Source organism: Dakarella massiliensis (assembly GCF_001182045.1).
GTDB classification, from domain to species: Bacteria; Pseudomonadota; Gammaproteobacteria; order Burkholderiales; family Burkholderiaceae_F; genus Mesosutterella; species Mesosutterella massiliensis.
On the sequence record NZ_CVTY01000007.1, the window covers coordinates 259,048 to 275,340 of the forward strand.

General features: G+C 54.3%; 12 protein-coding genes. 10 read left to right on the top strand and 2 right to left on the bottom strand.

The window, feature by feature from the left end; translation table 11 throughout:
• Positions 1–41 precede the first annotated feature (41 nt).
• The 3 genes from BN1936_RS07525 (at position 42) to BN1936_RS07535 (ending at position 2,471) form a co-directional block, all read left to right on the top strand.
• Positions 42–344, top strand: a complete 303-nt coding sequence (locus BN1936_RS07525) for a UxaA family hydrolase (RefSeq protein ID WP_022444248.1) — start codon at positions 42–44, stop codon at positions 342–344.
• Positions 341–1,552 carry a UxaA family hydrolase gene (locus BN1936_RS07530; RefSeq protein WP_049687070.1) on the top strand — a complete coding sequence of 404 codons (1,212 nt, stop codon included), beginning with the start codon at positions 341–343 and terminating at the stop codon, positions 1,550–1,552. Before BN1936_RS07525 ends, BN1936_RS07530 begins: the two co-directional genes overlap by 4 nt.
• Before the next feature lie 115 nt (positions 1,553–1,667).
• Entirely contained in the window at positions 1,668–2,471 is an 804-nt protein-coding gene (locus BN1936_RS07535; RefSeq protein ID WP_049687071.1) for an AEC family transporter, read from the top strand.
• 67 nt (positions 2,472–2,538) lie between these two features.
• Here BN1936_RS07535 and BN1936_RS07540 read toward each other — a convergent pair whose 3' ends face one another.
• Complete coding sequence (locus BN1936_RS07540; protein WP_022444251.1) at positions 2,539–3,474, bottom strand: alpha/beta fold hydrolase; 936 nt, start codon at positions 3,472–3,474, stop codon at positions 2,539–2,541.
• Between the two features lie 179 nt (positions 3,475–3,653).
• Between BN1936_RS07540 and BN1936_RS07545 the strand changes: the two genes are divergently transcribed.
• From BN1936_RS07545 to BN1936_RS07575, 7 genes are all read left to right on the top strand, one after another.
• Positions 3,654–4,280, top strand: a complete 627-nt coding sequence (locus tag BN1936_RS07545; RefSeq protein WP_022444252.1) for a hypothetical protein — start codon at positions 3,654–3,656, stop codon at positions 4,278–4,280.
• Between the two features lie 52 nt (positions 4,281–4,332).
• Positions 4,333–5,646 carry an NCS2 family permease gene (locus BN1936_RS07550; RefSeq protein WP_022444253.1) on the top strand — a complete coding sequence of 438 codons (1,314 nt, stop codon included), beginning with the start codon at positions 4,333–4,335 and terminating at the stop codon, positions 5,644–5,646.
• A gap of 220 nt (positions 5,647–5,866) precedes the next feature.
• Complete coding sequence (locus BN1936_RS07555; RefSeq protein WP_125064652.1) at positions 5,867–6,064, top strand: hypothetical protein; 198 nt, start codon at positions 5,867–5,869, stop codon at positions 6,062–6,064.
• 245 nt (positions 6,065–6,309) lie between these two features.
• Positions 6,310–6,882 (top strand): Spy/CpxP family protein refolding chaperone, encoded by a 573-nt coding sequence (locus BN1936_RS07560; RefSeq protein ID WP_022444255.1) that lies wholly within the window; start codon positions 6,310–6,312, stop codon positions 6,880–6,882.
• Positions 6,883–7,581: 699 nt separating this feature from the next.
• Positions 7,582–10,692 carry a YadA-like family protein gene (locus tag BN1936_RS07565; RefSeq protein ID WP_049687072.1) on the top strand — a complete coding sequence of 1,037 codons (3,111 nt, stop codon included), beginning with the start codon at positions 7,582–7,584 and terminating at the stop codon, positions 10,690–10,692.
• A 651-nt stretch (positions 10,693–11,343) separates the two neighbouring features.
• The gene (locus tag BN1936_RS07570; protein WP_049687073.1) at positions 11,344–12,486 is read left to right on the top strand and encodes a hypothetical protein; all 1,143 of its coding nucleotides are present in this window, start codon (positions 11,344–11,346) and stop codon (positions 12,484–12,486) included.
• Positions 12,423–14,189 (top strand): YadA-like family protein, encoded by a 1,767-nt coding sequence (locus BN1936_RS07575; RefSeq protein WP_148521212.1) that lies wholly within the window; start codon positions 12,423–12,425, stop codon positions 14,187–14,189. The genes BN1936_RS07570 and BN1936_RS07575 overlap by 64 nt, the downstream gene beginning before the upstream one ends.
• Positions 14,190–15,382: 1,193 nt before the next feature.
• On the opposite strand, the gene BN1936_RS07580 is transcribed toward BN1936_RS07575, so the two are convergent.
• Positions 15,383–16,255 carry a metal ABC transporter solute-binding protein, Zn/Mn family gene (locus BN1936_RS07580; RefSeq protein ID WP_022444259.1) on the bottom strand — a complete coding sequence of 291 codons (873 nt, stop codon included), beginning with the start codon at positions 16,253–16,255 and terminating at the stop codon, positions 15,383–15,385.
• Positions 16,256–16,293: the final 38 nt, after the last annotated feature.

Below are 16,293 nucleotides of genomic sequence, written 5' to 3' on the forward strand. Positions count from 1 at the left end.
CTCCGCGCTTCGCGAAGCCTCTCATATCAGGAGAAGAATTGATGCTTGCTCTGCTTCTCAATCCGGAAGACACGGTGGCCACCGCGCTTTCCGACGCGGCATCCGGTGATACCGCTGAAATCATTCTGGGCCGCGAAAAAACCGGACGCTCGGTCACAGCTCTGGACGCGATCCCGTTCGGATTCAAGATTGCGGTGAGACCGATGAAAAAAGGAAACCCCGTGATCAAGTACGGTCTGCCGATCGGCGTTGCGAGCCGCGACATCGCTCCGGGTTCACTCGTCCATATTCATAACATTGAGGGTGCCCGTGGCCGGGGAGACCTGAAGGAGGACGCCAGATGACCTATGAGTTTCTGGGATACATGCGCCCCGATGGACATGCCGGCGCGAGAAACACGCTTCTTGTTCTCCCGATCAACCGGTCGCTCAATTTCATCGCGACCAATGTCTGCCGGATGATCCGGGGCGCGACACACTTTGAGATTCCGGCAGAAACGGGTCGCCCCGCGAAAGACCGTGAAACGATTGCCCGCGTGATGGAAGGTCTTATCCGGAATCCGAATGTCGGGGGGACACTGCTTCTCGCGGTGAAGCCGTCCGGCGAAAGCGCCTACCGCAATATGAGTGACAGCCGCTTTGCTGCCGCGGCTGAGCAGTCCGGGAAGCCCTTCCGGATCCTATACCTCACTGAGTCCGGCGGGAGCTACAGCCTTCTCGGAAAAGCGCTTCAGGCGGCCAGAAGCCTCGCGGTCGAGGTCTCCAGGGCCCGCAGGTCGCCCTGCCCGCTTTCCGCGCTGACACTCGCCGTAAAGTGCGGGACATCAGACGCGACCTCAGGCATCGCGGGGAACCCTACGGTGGGCAACGCCTTTGACCGGCTGATCGACTCCGGCGGAACCGCGATGTTCTCAGAAACCACGGAAATTATCGGCGCGGAGCAGCTCGTCGCTGCCCGTGCCGTAAATGACACCGTAGCCGGGAAAATTCTCGCCGCGGCCCGCCGCTGGGAAGAGAAAGCGCTCTCCACCGGCGAAGATATCCGGGCAATCAATCCGATACCGGCGAACATCGCGGCAGGGATATCGACGCTTGAGGAAAAATCGCTTGGCGCGATCGCGAAATCCGGACATCGCCCGATTCAGGATGTCCTCACCTATGGTGAAGCTCCGTCGGGGCATGGGCTTTACTTCATGGACGCCTGGATGAGTTCGCTTTCGCTCCCACTCGGGTTCACCGCCGCCGGTGCCGCGGTCATGATTTATCAGATGGGCGGAAACGCCATGCCTGAAAATCCCGCAATGCCTGCCATCAATCCCACCGTTGTGTCGCCATTCCTCTACGTGACCGGGAACGCCAGAGCTTTTAAGCGGTCTCCTGATAATTTTGACTTTGACGCGTCTCCTGTCATGTCGGGGACCGCGTCAATCGAAGAAATGGGAGAAGCGCTTCTCGCCCATCTGACGGACATCGCGTCCGGCACCGTTACGAAGATGGAGACGCTCCTTTATGAGGAGCAGCTCGAGGTCTTCATGGAAGGCCCGGTGCTCTGATCTGTTCAGACTTTCCGCAGGGATTCCCCGATATGGGGATCCCTGGAGCTTTGCGTCACTGCGGCCGGATCCAAAGCGGCGTAGAGTCAGGAAAAAATTCAAACCGGCTCCTTTCATGACTGTCTTTCTTAATAACTTTCTGATCGCGCTTCCGCTTTTCGCGCTGGTCGGTCTTGGCTACCTTTTCGCCTCTCTCAGACTTGTCACACCGGAAATTGGAAAGGCGCTCTCAAAATTCGCCTTCACGGTCGCGATTCCGACGCTCCTCTTCCGTCTGATGAGTACCATCACGCAGCTTCCCGCGCCGAAGCTCGGGGTCCCGATTTCGATCGCGCTTCTCACCCCTGCCTCGATGCCGGCGCTTGCCGTGATCTTCGCTCTCAACGCGTTCCTCATGTGGACCTTCGCGACGGTGCAGATTGAGTTCAGCCGGAGCTGCAGCCCCTCACTCTCCAAGACGATCTATCAGGGCACGATGCGATCCCTTCGGAACCCGATTGTGATCGGCATTATTCTCGGTCTTCTCTGGAGTCTCACGGGACTCCAAATGCCGGTACCGCTGAAGAAAACTGTCGATCTGATGGCAAACGCCGCCTCCCCTGTCGCGCTCTTCGCGGTTGGTGTCGGTCTTACCCAATATAAGCTCCGATCCCACTTTGAAACGACCGGCCTTATCACGGTTCTGAAGCTCGGTGTGCAGCCGGTTGTCGTATTCCTTCTCGGACGCCTGATGGGGCTCACGGGACCGGAACTTCAGGCCGTGTGCCTCCTCGGCTGCCTCCCGGTCGGCGTGAATGTCTACATCATGGCGCAGGAATTCAATGTGCTTCAGGGGCCGACCGCGAATTCGCTCCTTCTCACGACAGTTCTTGCCGCGGTAACACTGCCCGCCGTGCTGAGACTTCTCGGACTGCTTTAAGGGCACTGCCCTCTTATATAGAGAGAGGAAGCGCGGATAACTCTTAACGAGAGTCCGCGCTTTTCTTTTATGGAACACTCATCAGGAAGGCGTCGAGTTCCTCCTCGAACCGATGCGGGCACTCTTCCTCAGGGGAATGTCCGCAGGGCAGAGCCGTTCCCCGGACATCGAGCGCTTTGCCGCGCCAGGTTTCCGGCACATCGTAAAGCTGCCCCACAGTGCCCTTCGCGCCCCAGACCAGGAACAGCGGACAGCGGATCCGCTTCCCGCTGTCAGACGCGTCATCCTCGAGATCAATCGTGGCCGCTGCCCGGTAATCCTCGCAGATCGCGTGCACCGTTTTGGGATCCCGGTAGCAGCGAAGGTATTCCTGCATCACCGCTTCTTCTGTCGCCCCCTCGGTCTTCAGCTGCCCAGCGATATGACGCCTGAGGAAATACTCCGGGTCCGAAAGGATCAGTTTCTCCGGGAAGGGAGCCGGCTGAATCAGAAAGAACCACCAGAAGTAGCGGGTCGCGAATTCCTTATTGGTTCTTTCATACATTGTCGCGGTCGGCGCGATATCGATAAAGGTGGCGCTTGAAAGCATCTCCGGGTAGTCGAGCACGAAGCGGTGTCCGACGCGTCCTCCTCGGTCATGCCCCACGAGATCAAACGGAGGAAGCGACAAGCCTCGGGCGAGTTCCGCGATATCGGACGCCATTTCGCGCTTTGAGTACGGGCGGTGATCCGGCGTGCTTTCAGGCTTTGAGCTGTCACCGTACCCCCGGAGATCGGGAAGAATCACCAGGCGGTCTTTCGCGAAGAACGGCGCGACCTTCCGCCAGATAACGTGGGTATGAGGATGCCCATGCAGCATCACAAGCGGCCGCTTTTTGGAATAACGGGGACCGCCGATCGCGGTTCTGAGGGTTATGCCGTTCGGAAGCTCGGCATCCACAAGCCGGAATCCAGGAATAAACGCGGAATTCCCCGCGTCGCGGAGCGTGAAGGTTTTATCCATCTGATCGACCTTTCTTATTAGCCTGACTGAAGGATACGTTAGACCAGAGAGCTGAAAGTTTCAAAAAAAACGCACCGGGATCCCCTGCTGAACGGGACTTTCGTCAAAAAAATTTTCTTCCGGCAATGTACGAAATCTCTCCCCGGTTTTATCATTAGCACATCCGCGAGATCCCCCCGATGAAAAAACTTTATTTCGTTATTGCCGCTGGCCTGGCCGCGCTGTCCGCGACGCTCGCCTTTGCGGCTGATCCTATTACTGAATTTCTGCTCCACTCCGACCGGGCAACGGTGAGCGTGCCGGACGCGCCTGCTCTCACGCAGTCGAAACCCGCGCTGCAGCAGAAACTTCTTGATGTTGATGTCAATCCGAAGGACGACTCCTTCCAGCTGGAGGCTCCTTTCAAGGGCGGCAAAGTAACCCCTGAAACCGTGGCAGCCCGTTTCCGCGACGTCCGAGGTCTGATGCTCCGGGTCTGTCAGCAGCCCTCAAATCAGGCTTATTTCAGCAAGACCCCCTGTATCGCTTCTGAACTCACCGACGCTCAGGCTTCTGACGAAGCCAAAGCGACTCCCGCGGAAGTGAAAGCCGCGAACCGCGTTTTCCAGCAGATCGCCGCGATCAATGACAAAACCCGGCAGATGATGATTGCCTCAGGCGTTGACGCCCATGAAGCCGCGGTGAAACAAAGCGAAGCCCAGATTGACCCCAAAGTGAAAGCGAATCAGGATGCCCTGATATCCGGGAAGATCTCCTGGGGCGAATATAATCGCACCCGCATGACACTCACCCGCCGGGCGCGGTAACTGATTTCCAATAAAACCATCCTCAAACTTTCTCTTCGGAGAGGCACCACAAGTGAATGAGTTTCTAAACCGGTATTTCAAAATCGAGGCTGCCGGCTCGAACGTCAGGCGGGAGATTCTCGCTGGCGTCACGACTTTCGTGACGATGTGTTATCTGCTCGCTGTTGTCCCAGGCATGCTGTCCAACACGGGCATCGCTTTCGGCGACGCCTTTGTGTCGACTGTCTGGATCACCGTGATCGCGACGCTCGTTATGGGTCTCTGGGCTAATTTCCCGGTTGCCGTCGCCCCGGGGCTCGGCATCAGCGCCTTCTTCTCATTCATCGTCTGCGGACCGATGGGGTTCACCTGGCAGGCAGGCTTCGCCGCGGTGCTCATCTCCGGCATCATCTTCTCCCTCCTCACCTTCACCCGCATCCGGCAGCTGATCATCAATTCGGTACCGATGTCCATGAAGTCCGCGATTCCGGCCGGTATCGGTTTCTTTATCGCGTTCATCGGCATGAAGAACTGCGGTCTCATCGTGGGAGATAAGACGTCCTTCGTGGCGCTTGGCAACCTCTGGGATCCGAAGGTGTTCCTCACCGTGATCTGCGTGATCATCATCGGCGCTCTGATTGCCCGCGGGACGAAGGGTGCCATGATTATCGGTATGGCGATCATCACCGTGGTTGGCTTCATCTTCGGCGCCACTCCGCTTCCGGACCTTGCCGCTGAATTCGCGAAGCCGATCAAGCTTTTCCCGACCGCGACGGCGTTCCAGCTGGATTTCGGCGGTCTGATGAAGCATTCGGTTGTGGTCGTGCTCTTCACGCTCTGCTTTATTGACCTCTTTGATAACCTCGGCACGCTGATCGGTGTCTGTTCAAAGGCAGGCTACGTGTCCGCGGACGGCAAGATCCGCGGTATTGACCGCGCTCTGATGTCTGACTCCATCGGTACGCTCTGCTCCGGTCTCCTCGGCTGCACCACCGCGACGACCTATCTCGAAAGTGTATCAGGCGTCGCCGCAGGCGGCCGCACCGGCCTTACCGCTGTGACGGTGGCTGTGCTCTTTGCTCTTTCACTCTTCCTCGCCCCGATCCTTTCGATCGTTCCGGTCTACGCCACGTCGGCCGCCCTCATGATCGTCGGCGCCATGATGATGGGGACGCTGCGCGCCATCAACTGGGATGACTTCACGGACGCCCTCCCCGCGTTCCTCACCGTTATCTCGATGCCGCTCACGTTCAACATCGCGACCGGCCTCGGTATCGGTTTCATCTCCTACATCGCGGTCAAGGTTCTTACCCGCCGCTGGAAGGATATCAACCCGACGATGTGCGTTCTAGCGGTGCTCTTTGGCATCAGCTTCGCGCTTCGTTAACCGCGGTTGACAGAAAAGCAATCCCCCGGATGCGGTGAAAGACGCTCCGGGGGATTTTTTTGACAACTTTACTGTTTACAACTTTCTAAATTTGTAACACTTCAGCCAGAAAAAGTGTAAGCAAATCATTAGGCTATTGGACTATCTCCGACACACGATGTAATATAGTGTGTGTAATAAGAGAGAAAACAAAATGCCCGAAATTCAAACCAGAACTTATATGCCCCAACCCCTTAGCGGAGAGAAACGGCGCCGCGGCCGCCCGCTGTCAGGGCATGCGAAGGACATCGTCCTTCACATCCGCTGCACCCCCAAGCAGAAAGAGATGTTTCTGAGGCTTGGAGGCGCAGACTGGCTGCGCTCGTTCCTCGACACTGTTGGAGAGGCATTCGACAAGAAGCCGGAAGAAGTTGAGTAGCACCGGTCTTCTCCACATCCCCCATGACAGCACCCCGAAGCCCGGCACTTCGGGGTGTTTCTGTTTCTGGGAATGACACTCACCTGACCCTGCTTCGCAGGTTTCGCGGGCGGTATCAGATATCCTCCGTGAAACCCCTGAAATACTCTGTAAACACCGCACCTTCCCCGTTACAAAGACATTGCGGCATTTGCACGCCTCTTCTATAGACTTCCAGTTATGCAATTAACCTCAGGAGCAAAACCATGAAGAAGTCTTCCAAGATCATTCTCAGCGCTCTCGCCTCAGCTGGCATTCTCGCCGCGGCAGCCACCGCCTGGGCCTATCCGGCTGGCGGTCAGCCTCAGGCGGGTTACCCCTGCCCTGCCGGCGGCCCGATGCTCGGACCGGGTCCGGTGATGCCGCAAGGCGCTCAGGGCAAGGTGGATCCTGCCTACATGAATCAGATTTCGAAGCACATCGCCGAGGGACTCAAGATCACAAGCGCCCAGCAGGGTGTGTTTGACGCCTGGATGAAGGCGGTGACCAATATGGCGAACACCCGCTACGAAGCCCGCCAGGCCATGCTCGGTGCTGAAAGCCGCCAGCAGGCGCTTGAAGCCCGTGCGAAGATCATGCGCGAAGCGTCGGATAATCTCTCGGCTCTCGCCTCTGCCCGCAAGAACCTGATGAATTCGCTCTCCGCGGATCAGAAGGAAATCTTCCTGCAGTATGAGTTCGGCCATCACGCCGGCAGCATGATGGGCGGATACGGCCCCCATATGGGCGGTTTTGGTCCCGGCCCGATGATGAACGGCGGACACGGCTGCGGCTGGTAAAAAAAGCCTCTCTGTGCCCTCCTGACGGCACAGAAAATCAAGGGAGAAGCAGAAATGCTTCTCCCTTATTTTTTATCTTGTCATTTTTTCGTTTTTCCAACCGCTATTGATCGATTTACAACTAAAGGTTAGTTAAGCGCAGGTTAACGATTCAATCGTCTGCTGTCCGTTTTCCTATTCTAGATTTGACTTTTCTTTTGGATTTTCTGGTTACAGCACAATTTATCGTTATTTAGATTAAATTTTTAACAATAACTAGTAGGTCAACAGTGTGATCCTCTAGATCAAAAAACGTACACGGACCTCATTAATTTGACATATATCAATAAAATATCAGATTCAACTAAGTTGATTTTCGTTACATTGTTGTAAACGATGCAATCAACAAAAATACATTTCCTGTCAAACTTATAGCTTTGCTATTTATCCAATTTATTGCACAGATTCTGTTCATATATCGCTGATATCAAAAGTTAACAGAATGATTATTTGCATTATTTTCCCGTTTTTTTGATTGTTTCAATTTACGTAACAATTTTTTGCTGGTTTTGAAAATTATCAAGTTACTATCAGCGTTAGTGATTGCATTTATTGAAATTATTTACGAAGTTGGTAAATGCAAAAATCACAAATTTCAATAGGTTATCTATACTGAAATTACAGAAGTTAACAATAACGTAAGCACAGAAGGAACCAGCCATGACAAGCAAAATTACTAAAAAAGCGTTCCATGTGCCTCCCCCCTCCCGGCAGGAGGTCAGTCAGCAGAATCCCACCGGAAAGAACGCGTTCCGGTTTTCCCTCTCCATTCTCGCCGCAGCAATCCTGGCGGCTACCTCTGCGACTGCGTTTGCGGCTGATGTCGCTGCAGGTAAAGGCGCAGGACTCTCAGTGGGAGCGACAAGCTATACTGCGACAGAAAATCAGATAGCTATCGGTCCGAATGCCGTAGCCAATAATCGAGACAAGATGTCTGACGATGCCTCCATCGCCATTGGCAAAAATGCGCAAACAGTTAACGAGGACGGTGGGAAAAAGGCCATGTGGGTCACTTTTGATCCTACCGGTAAAACTCCTGGAGCTGGCGGCATCGCAATTGGCGAAAATTCTTACGCCCTTAACGGTACAACGATTATTGGTCAACATGACTACACCGGAACGCTTGGAGACGTCACTGTCGGATCCGGCGTCAATACATACCACAACCTCCAGTATGCAGTCGGCGCTACAAGTGTTGGCTATAACAGTTATTCCGCAGGCATGTTCTCAACGACTGTTGGTGCCTATAACATCAGCTCTACGCAGTATCTGGAGAGCGGCGGAAGTTGGGCCAACTTATTTTATGTAGGGCAGAACTTCGGCTCCACAATATTAGGAGCCTTTAACAGCAATGAATCCGCCGGGTATGCCGCCGGTCTGGGGGCTGGTATTGCTAACAGTATTGTGGGTGTAGCCAACAAAGTTTCGAACTCGGCTGGCTCTCTGGTGTTTGGTACTGGGAATAAAGTAACCAATTCAATTAATACCAATTCCAGTCTTGCCTGGGGCTTAATGAGCGCGTATGACAGTACGCCGGAAAACGCTGCGGATTTTGCCGATCAGCTTCGGACGCTTGTTGCGAATTCTGATGGCAGCGGCTCTACGCTGGTCTTCGGCGGTGCCAAAACAGCCGATTGGACCATTGAAACCTCAATAATCGGCGTCAAAAATACCATCACAGGCACAGAGGAGTCTCCCAGCGCTTTCAACCTGGTTACCGGTTTTGCGAACACGGCAGACCAGGTCACTCATGTCACGGTTATCGGCTCCGGCAACACCATTTCTACTGGTACGTCTGACATTGTTATCGGCGACAACCACACCCTGACTACGACAAACGGTGCAGTTGTACTGGGATCTGCAACTGAAACGACAGAAATTACTAACGCTGAAAACTTCGTGTCTATCGGCACTGACAGCAACGCGACTGCCACAGACACAATTGCACTTGGCACCTCCTCCAGTGCGGCTGCTAATGATGCTGTCGCTATTGGAAAGTCCAGCAGCGCGACGGGACAGGACAGTTACGCTATCGGAACTTCTGCCAGTGCGACCGCCCAGGACAGTTATGCTATCGGAACTTCTGCTGTCGCCAGTGGGAAGAGCGGATTGGCAATTGGAAACACCGCTAGCGCTCAGGGCGATGGCTCAAATGCCATTGGCTATCAGGTAATATCGAAGGGGCCTTTCTCTTCTGCCTTTGGTTTCCAGAGTCTCGCTAACGCATCAGACTCCTTGGCTGTTGGCTACATATCCAAAGCGTATGGTGTGGACTCTTTAGCTATTGGTTCGCAAAATACGGCTCTTGCCGGTCAATCGGTTGCTCTTGGCTACAAAGCTGTGGCTGGAGCTCTGGGGGCGGATAACAAAATCGCTGGTCTGTCCAGTGTGTCTATCGGCAGCTACACGAAAACCAAAGGTTCGTACTCAGTAGCTATCGGTTACAACACAACAGCATCCACTATCGGTGACATTGCTTTAGGTAACACCGCAACAGCTTCTGGTGGCGGGACTGTAGCGCTTGGCACACAGGCTCAAACAAATGGACTCTATTCTGTAGCCATTGGTACAAATTCGGCCGCCAATTCGCCGTCCTCTGTGGCTCTGGGTACAAACTCCACCGCTTCTGTCAGCGGCAGCGTTGCAATCGGCTCTGGTTCAGTCGCTAACCGCATGGCTGGTGTATCCGGTTACGACCCGTCCACGAAGACTACGTCGACTAAGGTGGATGACTCCACCTGGACATCGACTGCAGCTGCGGTTTCTGTTGGTGATGCCGATGAAGGTGTGACACGTCAGATTACTGGCGTAGCCGCTGGTTCTGAGGATACGGATGCGGTCAACGTGGCTCAGCTGCGAGCTGCGACTTTGACGGCTATTAATACGTCCGCTAATACCGCGACAGTTACTACCAAAGATCCGAACCTTTCAGTTAAGTCTGAAACCGTAAAGCTTCCTATCACCTCTGATGGTGAAAATCCCTCAACGGTTGCAGAAGCCTCTGGCAAGGATTACGCCGTTGCTTTGAATCCGGATCTGACTGGCATGCACAGCGCTACCTTCAGTAACCCTGATGTCTCGACCACGACGACCGTCATCAACACAAATGGCGTCACGATCACTGGCGGCACTACAGGCACGGTGTCTCTTACTTCCACGGGCCTCAATAACGGCGGAAATAAGATCACGAACGTGGCTCCTGGCACCATCTCGGCAACCTCGAGCGACGCGGTCAATGGGGCTCAGCTCCACGAAACGAATGTGAACGTCCAGAAAAACGCGACGAATATTGCCGCTAACCGGACGGACATCGATAACCTGATGAACAAATACAACATCGGGCAGCAGGACCTTAAAGATCGCATCAACCGGGCGGGCGCAACGGCCGCGGCTCTTGCCGGACTTCATCCGCAGGACTACAACGAAGACCATAAGGTTTCCGGTTCTCTCGGTCTTGGCTTCTACCACGGAACCCAGGCTCTGGCGGTCGGTCTCTTCGTGCGTCCCACTGAAAACCTGATGTTTAATATCGGCGGTGCCTTCGCGTCGAACGACCACATGCTGAACCTTGGTGTCTCCTATCGCTTCGGTGACAACAGCATGGAAAAGAAGTCTCCGCAGCAACTGCAGGAAGAGGTGACGTCTCTCAAGACTGAAAACACTGACCTCAGCGCGCGGCTCGCTACCGCGAATGCCCGCATTGACTCTCAGGCCTCGGAACTCAAAGCCCTGAAAGCCCAGATTGCGGACATCCAGAAACATCTTCATTAATACAGTCCATCGGACTGGTTCCGGGGAACGCCGGGTTCCCCGGGCACCAGAAAACAGGATGGGGGATTAGCACAGAGTCCTGATTTCTGATGCCCTTTTATGGGAAGGTTTGAAAAAACCTTCCCTTTTTTCGTTTAGCGCCACGGGATAGAAAACCGCCCCCTTCAGTTTCCGGTTTCTCCCGGATCATCTTTCTCTTTCCTACGAATCTGGAGCGGCTTCGTAGTTCCAAAACACGTTTTTCAGTCCCGATCACTGGCAGTTTTTGACTTCAATCAACGTTTTTTGTTGTTGATTTACATGCAACTATTTGAATTATTGAACTTTTTGCAATCAGAAAAATTGCCATTTCCTGCTTGCTCTTTATGCATGATGGTATACCGGTATTTCACCAGTGTTTGAATAGTGCCCCTGGCGCCCCCTATTTAATCATTTGTTTAAATGCATTTTTTCAATCTCCGTTGAATTATCCCCGGATTTTTGGACGTCAGTTATCGAAAATACGAAAGATTTATCAAATCCTCTTTCCCGTTCTTATTGCATTTAATGAATGCATGACGAACTGCAGATGATTGCTAAATCAACAACTTATAGCTCATTCATATAATTTTCCTCACAAAACTTAACAAAAAACACACAGAGGAAAATCTCATGTCAAGCAATGTCATTCACCAGGCTCCCTCCGCCCGGCGACAGGCCAGCTCTTCCAAACGCGCCAAGAGGAACACTTCTCATTCAGGCTTCGCGGTGTCACTTGTCGCCGCGGCGATTGCTCTCGCAGCCTGCCCCGCCATGGCCGCGGGAACGGTTACTGCAGGCAGCGGCGCCGGCGTCGCTGTCGGCGCCACGAGTTCAACCACTGGAGCCAATCAGGTCGCTATTGGTCCCAGCGCCAGAACAGACAGTACTTATAGCGGCAACGCTGGAGAAGCCAGCATCGCAATCGGCGCCAACGCCAAAACCATCACCGAAGTCGGCAGAAAAGGCGCGGCTGTCGTATTCATGGATTTCTGGACCTATCTCTCACGCAGAGGGAACTTTGGCGCGGGCGGTATCGCGATCGGTAAAAATTCCATTGGCTACAACGGCTCAACCGTTGTTGGTCAGCACGATTACACCGGTCAGATTGGCGACGTGAATGTCAATAAGCAGGGAGACGCTTCCAACTCCTATGAAAACCTTCAGTACGGGTTCGGAGCGACGAGTGTAGGCTATAACTCTTATACCGCTGGTCAGTACGCCACGTCGATCGGTGCCTATAACGTCAATTCCGCCAATTACTATCCGGGCGGAACAAACACGGTCAATGGCAATAGCACTGTTTCCCAGGGGTTCGGCGCCACGATCATTGGCTCTTTTAACAGCAATGAATCCCGAAGCTCTCAGTCCGCGGTTTCCGGGATGACAAACAGTCTGGTCGGCGTAGCGAACCGGGTTTCCAATTCTTCCGGTGCCCTGGTTTTCGGTGCCGCGAACCAGATCACCAATTCACTCCAGAATGACGACACGCTGTCACAGACCCCGGGTCTGCCTTCCTCCCCGGTCGAGTTCGCCGACACGCTTCGGGAACTCGTCAGCCAATCAAACGGCGGCGGCTCTACGCTTGCGATCGGCGGTGCCAATACGGCTGACTGGACAAACGAAACCGCAATTATTGGCGTCGGGAATACGGTGAAGGCGCACCGAGCGCTTTTAACCTTTTCACGGGCTTCGCTAACACGGGTGACTCCGTGCACCATGTCACCGTTATTGGATCCGGAAACTCGGTTTCCAACGCCACAAAAACTATTGTGATCGGTGATAACCGTAATCTTGATACGGTTACCGGCGCCGTCGTCATTGGAAACGCTACGACCGCGACTCCCGTCAAAGCAGCGAACTACAGTGTGACTATCGGTTCCAACAGCCTCGCTACCGTCCAGAGCGGTGTCGCTATCGGCAACACCGCGGCTTCCTCTGGCAGCAACGCGATTGCCGTGGGTACCAATTCCAAGGCAGCCATGCTGAATACGGTTGCAATCGGCAATACCGCATCTGCTTCCTACATGGGCGGCGTCGCGCTCGGCAATGCCGCGAACTCGACTGGCACTAACGCCACCGCAATCGGCAGCACAGCGACAGCCTCTGGCAGCAACGCGATTGCCATGGGCACCAATTCCAAGGCCGCTACTTTGAATACGGTCGCGATCGGCAATACGGCAACAGCTACCTCCATGGGCGGTGTCGCAATCGGCAACACATCAACCGCGTCAAGCGCCAACGCTACCGCGGTCGGTACGAATACGATGGCCAAGGGAGCGAGCTCGGTTGCGATTGGCAACAACGCCACCGCAACTACGACTGGCGGCGTGGCGATTGGTTCCGGTTCTGTCGCCGATACCTGGTACGGCCTGAAGGGCTATGCCCCGTCAACCAAGACTCTGACTACCAATACGTCAGCCGCCTGGGTGTCCACCGCTTCCGCGGTCTCGGTCGGTGACGCCGATGAAGGAATCACGCGCCAGATTACGGGCGTCGCCGCTGGCTGGAAAGATACCGACGCGGTCAACGTGGCTCAGCTCAAGGCCATTACGGCCGCATCTTCCACAAAGGTTGATACCAAGGGGCCGAACCTCTCGGTTGACACCACGCGTCTTCCGATCACGGGTGATCCCTCCACTTCGCCTCCCGCGAGCACCTACACGGTGACGCTGAGCCAGGACCTGACGGATATGCATAGCGCCACGTTCTCTTCTGACTCGTCCCCCACAACGACGGTCATCAATACGAACGGCGTAACGATTACCGGCGGCTCTTCTGGCACGGTTTCAATCACTTCGACCGGGCTCGATAACGGCGGAAACAAGATCACGAATGTGGCGGCTGGTACCGTTTCGGCTACCTCGAACGAGGCGATCAATGGGGCTCAGCTCCACGAAACCAATGTCAAGGTTCAGAACAATACGACGAAAATTGCGACGAACCGCCGGGATATTGACAACAATACGGCGAATATCGCCGCGAACCGCACGGATATCAATAACCTGCAGAACCAGTTCTCTGCCGGACAGCGGGATCTGAAGGACCGTATCAACCGGGCCGGCGCGACAGCTGCTGCTCTCGCAGGTCTTCACCCGCAGGATTATGACGAAGACCACAAGGTCTCTGCTTCTCTCGGCCTCGGTGTCTATCACGGCACTCAGGCGCTCGCGGTCGGACTCTTTGTCCGCCCGACTGAAAACCTGATGTTTAACGTCGGCGGTGCCTTCGCGTCGAACGACCACATGCTGAACCTCGGTGTTTCTTACCGGTTCGGGGATAACAGCATGAAGAAGAAGTCGCCTCAGGAACTGCAAGCCGAAGTGACGTCGCTTAAGACCGAAAATACGGATCTCAGCGCACGCCTCGCCACGGCTGACACAAAGCTTTCCGCCGCGAATACCCGCCTCGACTCCCAGGCCGCGGAACTCCGAGCCCTGAAGCAGCAGATCGCTGATATTCAGAAGCGGCTGAAATAAATCACTCCCATAGCAGCTTGACATAGGGGGCGCCGGGCCCCCTTGGAATCTGCAAAGCAGGAAGGGGGAATGTGCATTGATCCCGGTTTTGCAGACTCCTTTACCGGGAAGGTCCTCCCTGACCTTCCCGTTTTTTTTGCCTTCAGATCTGCAGCGCTCTAAAACTCCCGGTTCAGAAAACTGCTCCAAAGTTCATCCCTGGAAACTCCGGGTCAACCTCCGGAAACCCTTTCTTTCCGCCTGAACCGGCTTAACCGATACCCCAAAGGGTTATCTTTTTGATACACATCAAAATTATTGCAAGTCAACTTTTTCAACCAAAAGTCAATCTTTTACGTAACCACGGGAAAACGAACTGCCAATTCATTGCAGTTAGATATCATTGCTATCTATTTACCTTTAATTAGACGGCTAAGGGTCAGATTTGCGGTGCGTTTCTTTCAACCGTCTGTAAAAACAGCATTTTTACAGTGAAAGCCCCGCATTGTTTCATCCCGGGAAACAGAGAGGGCTTTTTACAGAAAATTTATCAGTCTGTCTCACGCGGATGTAATTGCAATAATTGAATTCACGGATTTTCATCTCAATTGCAAAACATACAACATTCAATGACTTATAGAATTGATTTCACAAGAAAGAACAACATAAACGACACACAGAAGGAAGCAGTTTTTATGACAACATCAGAAAAAGGAGGATCGATCTGACCTCCCCTGAAATCGCTTCACCGACGCAGGCAGTGCCTTAAGAAAGAAAAGAAGAATGGTCATTCCGCCGGCGTCACTCACAGACTGAGGTGACGGGTTTAATGCTGTGAGTCACGCCAGTTCTCCCGTACCGGACATGCGGCAAAGGATCTTCAGAATCCGCCTCATAAACCGGCATCGCGGAAGACACTTCAGGGCACTGCCCTCCTCTCCTCAGGCGTCTGACACAGAACGCTGCATCCACTCTCTCTGGGGGCGCCGGGCTCCCACGGAATCAGGAAACAGGATTGGGGGAAAAAGCACGAATCCCAGTTTCCTGATTCTCTTAAAGGGAAGGCTGATCCAATCAGTCTTCCCATTTTTTTGACTTCTTTCCGACGTGCTCAATATAAAAAAACTCTCTGCCTCCCGGAGAAGAGGCAGAGAGTCCGGTTAACGCTTTACTCTGTGTGTCGCGCGGATCAGGTCCGCAGTCTTTTCGCGTCGTTACCGAAAACTTTCAGCAATGTGTTTCAGGTTCTGAGACATACGGGCGGAGAAGCTCAGTTTGTCTTCAGGACTTTCCATCGTGTAGATCGGGACCACCTTGGCTCCGCATTCGCGGGCGAGTGTTCTGGAAACCGCGGGACTCGCGAGTTCCTCAGCGAAAACGGTCTTCACATGGTTCTTCCGGCAGAAGCTCACGAGTTCTGCGAGCTGCCTCGCAGAGGGCTCTCCTTCCGCGTAAACGTTTTCAACGCTGACCTGCTTCAGACCGAAATCGCGGCAGAGATAGCCAAACGCCGCGTGACCGGTCACAAATGTGCGGTTTTTAGATCCGGCAACCGCCTTGCGGAAGGTGTCGGACGCAGCTTTGATGCCTGAAGTGAAAGCTGCAAGATTCTTCTTATAAACCGCCGCTCCCGCGGGATCCGCGGCTTCAAGCGCCTTCGCGATGTTTTCCGCTTCAAGGATCGCGCCTGAAGGCGAAATCCAGAGGTGGGGATCAATCGCGGCCCCGATCTTCATCGGCGTCACGCCCTGAGACGCCACAACGATCTTCGCGCGGCCGTTGCCGGACGCTTTCAGCGCCTTTTCAGTCCAGGGTTCAAGCCCGAGCCCGTTTTTGATCACGAGATCCGCGCCCGCGAGTCCCCGCATATCACCCGGACGGGGCGAATATTCATGCGGCTCCACGCCCGGAGGGATCAGGGTCGAAACTGTGACCCGACTTCCGCCCACCGCTTTCGCGATCTCCGCCATTGCGTCATAAGTGGCCGCAACTTTGACTTTCTTCTCCGCGGCAATCGCTGCGCCCGGAACCGCCATCTGGAAGACGGGAATCAGGGCCATCGCCGCAAGAAGCGATCTTCTCTGCATCACTCTCACTCCTTAATTTGGAAATCATTTTCAATTTT

Bases quoted from the DNA above. Each gene is read 5' to 3' on its own strand.
- BN1936_RS07565 (WP_049687072.1), top strand. From the start codon at position 7,582: ATGACAAGCAAAATTACTAAAAAAGCGTTCCATGTGCCTCCCCCCTCC.
- BN1936_RS07580 (WP_022444259.1), bottom strand. From the start codon at position 16,255: ATGCAGAGAAGATCGCTTCTTGCGGCGATGGCCCTGATTCCCGTCTTC.
- BN1936_RS07535 (WP_049687071.1), top strand. From the start codon at position 1,668: ATGACTGTCTTTCTTAATAACTTTCTGATCGCGCTTCCGCTTTTCGCG.
- BN1936_RS07555 (WP_125064652.1), top strand. From the start codon at position 5,867: ATGCCCCAACCCCTTAGCGGAGAGAAACGGCGCCGCGGCCGCCCGCTG.
- BN1936_RS07525 (WP_022444248.1), top strand. From the start codon at position 42: ATGCTTGCTCTGCTTCTCAATCCGGAAGACACGGTGGCCACCGCGCTT.
- BN1936_RS07545 (WP_022444252.1), top strand. From the start codon at position 3,654: ATGAAAAAACTTTATTTCGTTATTGCCGCTGGCCTGGCCGCGCTGTCC.
- BN1936_RS07570 (WP_049687073.1), top strand. From the start codon at position 11,344: ATGTCAAGCAATGTCATTCACCAGGCTCCCTCCGCCCGGCGACAGGCC.
- BN1936_RS07560 (WP_022444255.1), top strand. From the start codon at position 6,310: ATGAAGAAGTCTTCCAAGATCATTCTCAGCGCTCTCGCCTCAGCTGGC.
- BN1936_RS07540 (WP_022444251.1), bottom strand. From the start codon at position 3,474: ATGGATAAAACCTTCACGCTCCGCGACGCGGGGAATTCCGCGTTTATT.
- BN1936_RS07530 (WP_049687070.1), top strand. From the start codon at position 341: ATGACCTATGAGTTTCTGGGATACATGCGCCCCGATGGACATGCCGGC.